Origin of the sequence: Pseudomonas sp. GD03903, assembly GCF_029840045.1 — a bacterium.
GTDB classification, from domain to species: Bacteria; Pseudomonadota; Gammaproteobacteria; order Pseudomonadales; family Pseudomonadaceae; genus Pseudomonas; species Pseudomonas pseudonitroreducens.
On record NZ_JAOCBT010000044.1, the window covers coordinates 1 to 11,079 of the forward strand.

The following is an 11,079-nucleotide window of genomic DNA, read 5'->3' on the forward strand; positions in this document are numbered from 1 at the left end:
CACTACCTGAGCACCACCAACCAACGCCAGTGGAGGAAACCATGGCAGAAGACAACCTCAACACGGCCGCCGGGTGCCGCCTCGGTTTCGGCACGAAGACCCCGGCAGCCGACAAAGCAGGCTACGAAGCCGACACCTATGTGGACGTCGGCGAGATCGAAGACCTCGGCGAGTTCGGCGATACCTTCAGCAACGTGAACTTCACCGCGCTGGGCGATGGTCGTGTGCGCAAGTACAAGGGCACCGCGGATGCCGGCGACATGACCCTGACTGTCGGTCTGGACAACGGCGATGCCGGGCAGACTGCGGTCAAGGCTGCTCACGCAGACCGCACCAAGGGTAACTACAACGTGAAGGTCACGCTGAACGACGGCGACCCGACCGCAACCCCGGTGATCCTGCCGACCACCTACTACTTCGGTGTGAAGGTCATGAACAACACCGTTGCTGCCGGCAGTGCCGACAACGTGGTGCGCCGCAACATGACCTTCGGCATCAACACCCCGATCCTCGAAATCCCCGCCGGCCCGGCGGCAGGCCCGTAATCGACGGGGCTATGCCCCGTCTCCTCCCTGACTGAGAGATGCCCATGAGTGAAGCCCTGCACGGCACTGTCACGCTGGTGATCGGTGCCCGTACCTACACACTGCAGCCGACCCTGGAGGCCGCGCTGAAGATCGAATCGCGCTTCGGTGGCCTCCGTCCAGCGATGGAGTCCATGCGCCTGCTGAGCATCGGCGCCTGCGCTGATGTGGTTATCGCTGCCGCCGGCTTGAAGCCGGAGGAGCACACGACCCTGGCTACGCAGGTCTTCGAGACTGGCGTGGTCAAGGTCTCTGCGCAGCTCACCGACTACATAACAGGCCTGCTGAGCCCGGTACCGCCGAGCATCTCCGAACGGGGAAAGCCCGAGGCGGCCAGCACAGCGCCGTGAGGAATGGCAGCTACGTCGACTACCTGTTCGGCGTGGCCACCGGCTGGCTGGGCTGGCCGCCTGAAACCGCATGGCGAACGCCGATCCCGCAAATCCTGATGGCGCTGGATGCCCGCCTGGACTGGATGGGCGGCGGCAAGCCTCAGCAGCAGTCTGCGCCGAAGCGGAAGGCCAGCGTCGCCGACCGCTTAAAGGCGTTTTTGCGAGGCCCTGGGGAATAGTTCCTATGATACCTTCCGGCAATATCACTAGGTCGGGAGGTAGAAATGCAAACTCTGATTGTTGTGTTGCTGCTAGTGATCATCGTGCTGCTTGCGCCATGGGTGCTTGGGCTTCTCACTGCGGGGGCAGTGGTGTATGTCGGTGCTCTCGTCGTCGCGCTGATCATTGGTCTCATCTTGATTGGCTATCAACAGATTCGGGCTCGGCTTAATGACCCGGAGCTACTTGAGCGGCGGCGAGTTAGCCGGCTTATACAAAGGTCGAATGAGGTTTTCAAAGAACCGCCACCTAAGTGGCAGCAGCGTGAAGATGATTGATAAACCGCCTCCGGGCGGTTTTTTCTTGCCCGGAGGAAAGTATGGCGGATCGTGAAGTCCAGGGGATGCTGATCCAGATCGAGGCCACTACGGCGCAGTTGCGCCGTGAATTGGCTAGTGCAGATCAGGTTGTCACTACTGTGACCTCAAGCATCGATAGCAGCCTGTCCACTGTTGACTCAGCCTTCAATCAGGTGAGTGACTCCGCCTCGAAGGCTGGCCAACTTATGCGAGGGGCGTTTGCCGCGCTGGCCGGGGCCGGCCTGGTTGGTAGCATCATCCAACAGGTTGATGCCTACGGGCAGATGGCTGATCGCATGGAGATGGCTGCGGGCAGCACCGAGACCTACAACCAGGTGCAACAGCACTTGCTGCAAACTGCTCAAGAGACGTATCGGCCGCTGGCCGAGGCTCAGGAGCTGTACATCCGTACGGCAGCCGTTATGCGCTCGCTGGGCTTCGACACGCAGCAGACGCTAGATATCACCGATAGCTTCAGCTTCTTGCTGGTGACCAACGCCGCGTCGGCCGACAAGGCAGGATCTGCGCTGGACTCATATTCGAAGGCCCTGCAAACCGGCAAGGTTGAGGCTGACGGCTGGGTATCGATTCAGGATGCGATGCCGACGATCGTCGACGCGATCGCCAGTGCGACTGGCAAGAGCGCGGAGGAGATCCGCAATCTGGGCGTACAGGGCAAGCTGTCGCTTGATGACATCAACACCGGACTGCTGCGTACGGTGGAGGTGAACCGCAAGGCAGCGGCTGCTATGTCGACTAGCGTGCAAGATGCGTTGGTCAATATCCAGAATGCGATGACTGACTTCCTTGGGAGGATGGAGGAAAGCACGGGGGTTATTGCCGCGCTGGCGGGCGCCCTGGGGGTAGTGGCAGATAACTTCGAGATTGTCGCGGCGATTGTTGGCGGACTTGGTGCCGGAGCATTGACGCTCTACACCGCTAAGGCTGCGCTGGCGGTTAAGGCTGCAATAGCTTTGAAGGTCGCGGCAATCCAGAACGCTCAGGCCGCTATTGTTGCGGCTGATGCTCAGCGTATCTTTGCGGTGGCACAGTTACAGCAAGCGGAGGCAGCGGTTGCCTCTGCGACGGGGCTGCAGCGTCTGTCCGTGGTGCAGACACAGCTTATTCCTAAGCAGGCTGCGCTCACGGCGGCTACTGAGGCGCTGGCTATCGCGCAAGCCAATCTAACGAGGGTAACCACTGGCGGATTACTTGCTGCTCTTGGTGGCCCCGTGGGCTTGGCCATGCTCGCCGGAACGGCAGCGGCATCATTCCTATTACTGCGTGACAATGCGGATCAGGCAGGATTTGGCCTGGACGACTTGAAGAAGTCGGTCGAGCAGGTACGGGAAGAGTTTCAGAAGCTGAGCAAAGATCAGCGCGCTGCGGCGCTGGTGAAGTGGAAAGAGGAGCAAATCAAGGCCTCGGATGAGGTACGGGACTCCTACGGCGCCCTTGCTCAGTCGATCCGCTCGGCGATGGTTACTGCTCCAGCCCGTGACATGGGAGGGCAATACACCAAGCAGTTGACTCAGTACCAGGAGTTGATCGGCCAGCTCAATGAGGCCAAGGCTGCTGGCCAGTCGTTAGCGCCGGTTATTGAAGAAGCCGGAAAGCGCGCAGGAATCTCGCCGGAGAAGATCGACTCTTGGGTTAAGCAGGCCGGCGTCCTCAGTGAGGCTGGGGACCGCTCCGAGAAAGTCTCCGACATCCTGCGCGTGCTGACAGGTGTGACGGACGAAAATACAGCCTCGACCAACGCTAACAACGCCGCCAAGACCGGCATGAGCAGCGCTGGGCAGACCTATCTGGAGACGCTGCAGAAGCAGTTGGGCGCTCTTCAGGACAACAACGATGCGGTCAAGGAAGCAGAGCGCTGGGTTCGCGACCACGAGGAGGCGACGGAAGCCGACAAGGTTGCAATCCTCTCTGCTGCCTATGCGAAGAAGGCCCAGGCGGAGGCCAACAAGAAAGCAACCGAGTCCCAGAAGACGCACACGAAGTCGCTGCAGGATGAGGTCAAGGCGCTGGATGCGCTGATCGACAAGGCGCTGCCGGAGAAGAAGCGCCTGGAGGACCTGACCGAGGGAGTGGAGAAACTGCGCAAGGCGCAGGCCGCCGGCAAGATCACCAGCGCTGAGATGGAGCTCGGGATCAAGAACCTGAACGAAGCCTATGCCGACGGTTCGATCCAGAAGCGCATCCAGCAGGAGCAGAAGCTGGCCGAGCAACGGCGTAACAGCGCCGACGCCTACCGGAAGGCCATGGAGGTGGTGCTGCAGGCGCGACAGGACGCGATCAACTCCGACGTCGCCGGCATCGGCCTCGGTGACGATGAGCGCGACCAGGCACAACGGCTCGATGCCGTGAAGAAGAAGTACGCCGACCTTCGGCGCGAGCTGGAGGCTCAGCAGGAGGACGCCAGCCGGCGCCTGAACCCTGCTGCCTATGAGCAGCGCCTGGCAGATCTCGCCGACTTCCAAGCGCGCGAGTTGCAGATGGAGGTCGATGGCTACGGTGCGCGCTTGGAAGCGCAGCGGGACTACCGCAACGGCGCCCGCCGGGCGTGGCAGAACATCCAGGCGGATGCGGCGGACGTGGCATCGGCGACCGATGACATGCTCACCACTGGCTTCAACACAGCGAGCAATGCACTGGCCGACTTCGCCACGACTGGCAAGCTAAAGTTCCGCGACTTTGCCAGCAGCGTGATCAACGACATGGCGCGTATTGCTAGCCAGCAAGCAGCAACCGGGTTGCTCAGCGGCCTGATTGGCATGGGTGTGTCGGCGGCCGGCAGCTACTTCGGTGGTGGATCATCTGCCGCCGGCGCAACGCAGTCCGGCTACACGGGCACAGACTTTGCCAATTGGTCGGCGCGACAGGCGAAGGGCGGGGGCTGGGATGGCGGCGTTCAGTTCTTTGCAAAGGGCGGCGCATTCACCAACAGCATCGTCAACCGGCCAACCGCGTTCGGGATGGCTGGCGGCGACATGGGCGTCGTTGGCGAGGCTGGTCCGGAGGCGATCCTGCCACTGGCTCGCGGCGCCGACGGCTCGCTGGGCGTTCGCTCGGTGGGTGGCGGCGGTGGTACCGCCCTGCAGATCAACGCGCCGGTGTCGGTCAACATGGAAGACCGTAGCTCTGAAGGCATGGAGCTCGACCAGGACGCTCTGCAGAAGAACATGCAGATTCAGATGCAGGCAGCGGCGGAACGTGCCGTCGCTGAATCTTGGCGCCCTGGTGGCGTCAGCTACCGCTACGCGGCCGGGAGGGGCTGATGGCAATCGAGACGTTTACCTGGGTGCCCGATGACGAGGCTGATGTCGACGGCACCCTGCGAACGCGTACGTCGCAGTTTGGCGACGGTTATGCGCAGGAGTCCGGCGACGGCATCAATGGCGAGAGCCAGAGCTGGTCCCTGACCTTCGGCGGCCTGCCAGAAGAAGTAGGGCCGATCCTCGACTTCATTCGCCGGCACAAGGGCTATCGGTCGTTCCTCTGGACTCCGCCCGGCGGCGATCTGGGAATGTACAAGTGCAAGGCCTACCGCAAGCAGCGGCGGCCTGGCGCGATCGAGGTTCTCTCGCTCACTTTTGACCAGGCATTCCATCCATGAGTCTCATTCTGCAGCTCCAGAAGCTGGAGCCCGGCGCCGAGATCATGCTGTTCGAGCTGGACGGCAGTGAGTTCGGCGCTGACGTGCTGCGCTTTCACGGACACGCCATCCCGCACACCCCGCAGGAGCTGGCAGCCGCCGGCGCCAGTGCGGATCAGCTGCCGGCGAAGTCGATCTGGTGGCAGGGGCAGGAGTACGCAGCCTGGCCGGTGCAGATCAGCGGCATCGAGGCGAACGGGGACGGCACGGCGGTACGCCCGAAGTTCTCGGCTGGCAACGTCAGCGGGCGCCTGACGGCTCTCTGCATCGCCTTCGATGACTTGGCCAACTTCCAGTTGACCATCCGCGAGACGCTGGCTGAGTTCCTGGACGCGGATAATTTCCCGGCGGGCAACTCCGATGCGGACCCGACCCAGGAGTCGATAAGCATCTGGTACTTCGACCAGAAGACCGGCGAGGACAACCAGGTGGTGGAGTGGGAGCTGGCCAGCCCTGGTGATGTCGGCAACGAGGCCATTGGTCGGCAGATGACCACGCTGTGCCACTGGTGCATGACCGGTGGCTATCGCGGTCCCGACTGCGGCTACACCGGTCCGTACTTCGACATTGACGACAACCCGACCGACGACCCGGCGAAGGACCAGTGTGCCGGCCTCTATCGGTCCTGCAATAAGCGATGGGGGCAGGGCAATCAGTTGCCCTTCGGCGGCTTCCCCGCAGTGTCCCTGATTGCCCGGAGTTGACCATGCGCTACGAACTCACCATTAACGAGCTCTACAGCAATAGCCCCGCAGGCGTGGCTGCTGGTGCTGCAACCATTCGATTCGCGGCATCCGGTGCTGAGATCGGGCGCCAGGAGCTATACGGCAAAACCACCAGCGACTATCGGATGATGGTCGACCTGCCTGAGAATGGGGCAATTGCCGAGGCTATCCAGCAAGTGGGGAAGGTCAAGTTCACTTGGCGTGAGGTTCCAGGAGATGCGTAAGCAGACCCTGAGCGCCATCCAGGCGCACGCAGCCGAGGAGTACCCGCGCGAGGCGTGTGGCGTGGTCATCGGCAACGGCAAGGCGCAGCAGTACATCCGCTGCCGGAATACGGCCAGCCAGCCGCTGGAAGAGTTTCGGATGCACCCGGAGGACTACGCCGCGGCGGAGGACCTGGGCGAAGTGGTGGCCATCGTGCATAGCCACCCGGACGCCAGCAGCAGACCATCGCCCCACGACCTGGCCATGTGCGAGGCATCCGGCCTGCCGTGGCACATCCTCAGTTGGCCGGAAGGCGATCTGCGCACCATAGCGCCGGCAGGCAACATCCCATTGCTGGGCCGCCCCTTCGTCCACGGCGCTTGGGATTGCTGGCAGGTGTGCGCCGATTGGTACCAGCGCGAGTGGGGGCTGGAGTTCGAGCGCTTCGAACGCCAGGACGGCTGGTGGGAGCAGGCCGACGGGCCGAGTCTCTATGAGCAGTATTTCGAGGGGGCTGGTTTCTGCCCGGTCAGCGCACCTCAGCGCGGCGACATGATCGTCTTCGAGGTTGGGCGCACGCACCATCCGAACCATGCCGGCATCTACCTCGGCGCCGACGCGGTGCTGCCAGGGGAAGACAGCAAGGTCTTCGGCGCCGGGCCGTTCCTCCTGCACCATCTCTACGGCAAGCCCAGCGAGATCATCGTCTACGGCGGCAACTGGCATGAGCGGGCGCGTCTGATCCTTCGGCATGGCTCCGTGCTACAGTTTGGCGATTATGGAGTGGAGGGTTCGTCAGGATGATTCTGGCTGTTATTGTTATTAGTGTGGCTTTGATTGTTCCGGTTTTTTTGTACTGCTCAGTGCAGGCGCACGCGCGTGACGGGGAGCGGAAGATTGCAAATGCCCTTGTGGCGCTTTTGTTTTTGCTGTGCATTCCGTGGGGTTGGTATTTTCTCTAATACAATAGCGCAGAAAATATAAACAAACGCAATCTACAGGCCGAGCGTGCTGCTTGTATGAACTCAACTATGGCATTTGTAATGTCTCAGGGGTTTGTCAGGCAGCGCTTGAAGTCGCCTGGGACGGCTGACTTTCCTATGATTACAAGCCCTGGCGTGCGCGTCGAGTACTTGCCTCAAGAAGCGGGTTGTAAACATGCGGTTCTCGCGTATGTAGATGCCCAGAATAGTTTCGGTGGTACAGTTAGAAATAGATATTCCGTGATCATGGAAAGAGTTAGTGGCGATGTGTGGCGTGCACATGATCTGAAAATTCAGTAGTTTTATAGTTAATCAAAAACCCGCTTCGGCGGGTTTTTTATTGCCCGGAGGGAGCATGCCTACTGCGAATCAAGCAACCATCATCAAGCTGTCCGGCCCGCTCATTCGCGAGTTCGGCCGGGAGCACCGTCGCCTGCTCGACACGGGTGCAGTGCAGGAAGCGTTCAGCGCTCTGCGCAATACCCTGCCGGGCTTCAAGGAGGCTATCCAGCGCCTGGAGCGAATGGGTATGCGCTTCGCCATCTTCCGCAACCGCAAGAACATTGGTGAGGGGGACATGGGCGCCGGCGGTTCGCGAGAGGTTCGGATTGTTCCTGTGATCTCGGGGAGCAAGCGCGCCGGTGTGCTGCAGACAGTTCTCGGCGTCGCGCTGATCGTTGCCGGCTTCTTCGCCAAAAGTCCGAACCTTATGATCGCGGGTGCCGGTATGGCGCTTGGAGGCGCGGCGCAGATGCTCAGCCCGCAAGCCAAGGGTCTCAGCCAGTCGGCTGCCCCTGAGAACCTACCCAGCTACGCCTTCGGCAGCGCGAAGAACACCACCGCCAGTGGCAACCCTGTGCCCTATTGCTGTGGCAAACGCCGGTGGGGCGGGGCGATCATCAGCGCCTCGATCTATGCCGAAGACAAGACCTGATCCCGCCATCCAAGACCAACCGCCGCGAGGCGGTTTTTTTATGCCTGGAGAAATGCATGGGCACCGACGTTCAGCAGCACCTCAGTGGCCGCAAGGGCGGTAGCAGCAAGCCCAAGCAACCGTCGATCGCACGCGACAGCCTGCAGTCGGTGGCCACCGCCAAGATCCTGCTGGCAGTGGGGGAGGGTGAGTTCGCCGAGGGGCCGAGCGATCAGGATATCTACCTGGACAACACCCCGCTTGTGGACGCCAGCGGCAACGTCAACTTCCCCAACGTGAAATGGGAATGGCGCAGCGGCAGTGTCGATCAGGACTACATCCCCGGCATTCCGTCGGTCGAAAACGAGACCACGGTGAACGTCGAGCTGCGCAGCGATACCCCGTGGGTGCGCTCGGTGAGCAACACCCAGCTCTCCGCCGTGCGCCTGCGCTTCGCTTGGCCGGCCCTGCAAAAGCAGGAGACTAGCGGGGACGTGAAGGGCTACCGGATTGAGTACTCGGTGGAGGTGAGCACCGACGGCTCCGCTTATCAGCAGGTGCTGCTGGATGCGGTCGACGGGAAGACCACCAGCCGCTACGAGCGCAGCCAGCGTATCGACCTGCCGCCGGCGACCACTGGCTGGCAGGTGCGCGTGCGCCGCATCACGCCGAACCAGAACAGCAGCCTGATCGCCGACACCATGCTGATCGCCGGGCTGACTGAGGTGATCGACGCGAAGCTGCGGTACCCGAATACCGCACTGCTCTATATCGAGTTCAGCGCGGAGCAGTTCAGCAACATCCCCGCCGTCACCGTCGAGTGCAAAGCCCGCAAGGTCCAGGTGCCGACCACCTACGACCCAGAACTGCGCACCTACACCGGCGTGTGGGATGGCAGCTTTAAGAGCGCTTGGACCAACAATCCGGCGTGGATCACCTACGACATCAGCACCAACGCGCGCTTCGGCCTGGGCAAGCGGATCAAGCCCTGGATGGTCGACAAGTGGGAGCTGTACAAGATCGCCCAGTACTGCGACCAGTTGGTACCGGACGGGAAGGGCGGTCAGGAACCGCGCTTCCTGTGCGACCTGAACCTGCAATCGCGCTCGCAGGCTTGGACTCTGCTGCGGGACATCGCAGCAATCTACCGGGGGATGAGCTACTGGGCGCAGGGGCAACTGGTCTCGCAGGCCGACATGCCGCGCACTGCCGACTTCGACTACGTCTTCACCCGGGCGAACGTGATTGACGGGAAGATGACCTACGGCGCCGCTTCGGCGCGCACCAGGTACAGCCGCGCCCTGGTCAGCTACGACAACCCGGCGAACAACTACGACACGGACGTTACCGGTTACCACGACGATGCGCTGTTGCGTCGGTACGGTGACAATCCTGTGGAGGCCAGCGCCATCGGCTGCACGCGCGAGAGCGAGGCACAGCGGCGCGGGAAATGGTTGGTGCTGACCAGCGTGCAGGACCGGACCATCACCTTCGCCACCGGCATGGAAGGCCGGATTCCGCTGCCGGGCTACATCATCCCTGTGGCCGACTCGCTGCTGGCCGGCCGCGAGATCGGCGGCCGGATCTCGGCTGTTGCTGGGCGCGTGGTGACGCTCGATCGTGTCACCCAGGCGAAGGCCGGTGACCGCTTGATCATCAACCTGCCGAGTGGGCGTGCCGAGGGGCGCACCGTGCAGTCGGTCAACGGCAAGGCAGTGACCGTCACCACTGCATACTCGGAGGCGCCGGAGCCTGAACTGTGCTGGGCGCTCGACGCCGATGACCTGGCCGTCCAGCTCTATCGGGTGATGAGCACCAAGCGCGACGATAACGGGCAGTGGACGATCAACGGCCTGCAGTACGAGCCGAGCAAGTTCGACTACATCGACACCGGCGCGCGCCTGGAGGAGCGGCCGATCAGCGTCATCCCGGTGACCACTGTGCAGCCGCCCGCCAACGTGACGCTGACCTCGCGTTGGACGATCGATCAGGGCCTGGCGGTCAGCACCATGACAATCGCCTGGCCTGCCGTCGATGGCGCTGTGGCCTACGACGTGGAGTGGAAGAAGGACAGCGGTAACTGGATTCGGCTACCTCGCCAGGGCGCCACTGGCGTCGACGTCACCGGCATCTATGCCGGGGCTTATCTGGCCCGCGTGCGCGCGGTGAGCGCTTTCGAGATCACTTCGACTTGGCGTACCTCCGTCCTCACCAACCTGGTGGGAAAGGACGGCCTGCCGCCGGTGCTGGCGTTCCTGCGCACCACCTCGGGGCCGTGGAAGATTCAACTCAACTGGGGCTTCCCGGCCGGCGCAGAGGACACAGCATTCACCGAGCTGCAGCAGTCCACCACGCCTGGTGGTAGTGAACAGACAGCGACGGCGCTTGGCCTGTTCGCCTATCCGACAGACACGCACACCGTCATGCCCATGCCGGCAGGAGCGCGGTTAGCGTTTCGTGGACGTTTGATCGATCGCACCGGCAACGTGGGCGCCTGGTCGGGGTGGGTCGATGGAATCACCTCGTCGGATGCCTCGGAATACAACGAGCTGATTACGAAGGAGTACGTGGAGTCGGCGCTGGGCCAGGAGTTCTTCGACAACATCGAGGAGATCCAGACCAACGTCGACCAGCTGATGGAGCAGTACTTCGACCCTGCGGTGGCTTACATGAAGGGACAGATCGTTCGGCAGGATGGTCGCCTGTATCAGGCCCTGCAGGACGTGCCGGCCGGTAACCCTCCGCCGAACCCGGTTTACTGGGGCGACGTGGGGCAGATCGTGGAATCGGCCAACGGACTGGCCATCCAGGTGCAGGAGAACACCGCCGATATCCAAGAGTTGGACGGCAAGGTCACTGCCAGCGCGAGCCAGATGAGCGTGCTGGTCGCAGCCTATCGAGACGACAGTGGCGAGGGAGACCTGCAGGATGCGTTGCGCGGTGCGGAGTCCACGGCGCAGATCGTCCAAGAGAGCCAGGTCCGGGTTACTGAAAACCAGGCCATGGCGCGTTCGGTGGAGCAAGTGTCAGCAGCAACGTCGAAGAACGCCGGGACGATCCAGCAGGTTTCCCAAGTAGTGGCCGACGTGAACGCGGGTGTTC

The 11,079-nt window shown here is 62.3% G+C and carries 11 protein-coding genes; all 11 read left to right on the plus strand.

The genetic code is table 11. The features are described 5' to 3' along the window. Window positions 1-41 precede the first annotated feature (41 nt). Window positions 42-545, plus strand: a complete 504-nt coding sequence (locus N5C91_RS31465) for a hypothetical protein (protein ID WP_279834424.1) — start codon at window positions 42-44, stop codon at window positions 543-545. Window positions 546-589: 44 nt separating this feature from the next. Next, complete coding sequence (locus tag N5C91_RS31470; RefSeq protein ID WP_279834403.1) at window positions 590-934, plus strand: hypothetical protein; 345 nt, start codon at window positions 590-592, stop codon at window positions 932-934. Continuing rightward, window positions 931-1,155, plus strand: coding sequence for a hypothetical protein (locus tag N5C91_RS31475; RefSeq protein ID WP_279834405.1), 225 nt, complete (start codon window positions 931-933; stop codon window positions 1,153-1,155). Before N5C91_RS31470 ends, N5C91_RS31475 begins: the two co-directional genes overlap by 4 nt. Window positions 1,156-1,200: 45 nt before the next feature. After that, window positions 1,201-1,473: a hypothetical protein gene (locus tag N5C91_RS31480; RefSeq protein ID WP_279834408.1), complete on the plus strand. Its 273-nt coding sequence runs from the start codon at window positions 1,201-1,203 to the stop codon at window positions 1,471-1,473. A 41-nt stretch (window positions 1,474-1,514) separates the two neighbouring features. Further along, window positions 1,515-4,775, plus strand: a complete 3,261-nt coding sequence (locus tag N5C91_RS31485) for a phage tail tape measure protein (RefSeq protein ID WP_279834410.1) — start codon at window positions 1,515-1,517, stop codon at window positions 4,773-4,775. Continuing rightward, the gene (locus N5C91_RS31490; RefSeq protein ID WP_279834413.1) at window positions 4,775-5,113 is read left to right on the plus strand and encodes a phage tail protein; all 339 of its coding nucleotides are present in this window, start codon (window positions 4,775-4,777) and stop codon (window positions 5,111-5,113) included. Before N5C91_RS31485 ends, N5C91_RS31490 begins: the two co-directional genes overlap by 1 nt. Continuing rightward, complete coding sequence (locus tag N5C91_RS31495) at window positions 5,110-5,856, plus strand: phage minor tail protein L (RefSeq protein WP_279834415.1); 747 nt, start codon at window positions 5,110-5,112, stop codon at window positions 5,854-5,856. The genes N5C91_RS31490 and N5C91_RS31495 overlap by 4 nt, the downstream gene beginning before the upstream one ends. Before the next feature lie 2 nt (window positions 5,857-5,858). After that, window positions 5,859-6,101 carry a hypothetical protein gene (locus N5C91_RS31500; protein WP_279834417.1) on the plus strand — a complete coding sequence of 81 codons (243 nt, stop codon included), beginning with the start codon at window positions 5,859-5,861 and terminating at the stop codon, window positions 6,099-6,101. After that, entirely contained in the window at window positions 6,094-6,885 is a 792-nt protein-coding gene (locus tag N5C91_RS31505) for a C40 family peptidase (protein ID WP_279834419.1), read from the plus strand. The genes N5C91_RS31500 and N5C91_RS31505 overlap by 8 nt, the downstream gene beginning before the upstream one ends. A 534-nt stretch (window positions 6,886-7,419) precedes the next feature. Beyond that, window positions 7,420-7,998 carry a tail assembly protein gene (locus N5C91_RS31510; protein WP_279834421.1) on the plus strand — a complete coding sequence of 193 codons (579 nt, stop codon included), beginning with the start codon at window positions 7,420-7,422 and terminating at the stop codon, window positions 7,996-7,998. A 56-nt stretch (window positions 7,999-8,054) separates the two neighbouring features. Beyond that, on the plus strand, window positions 8,055-11,079 hold a 3,025-nt coding region (locus N5C91_RS31515), incomplete at its 3' end, for a phage tail protein (protein WP_279834422.1).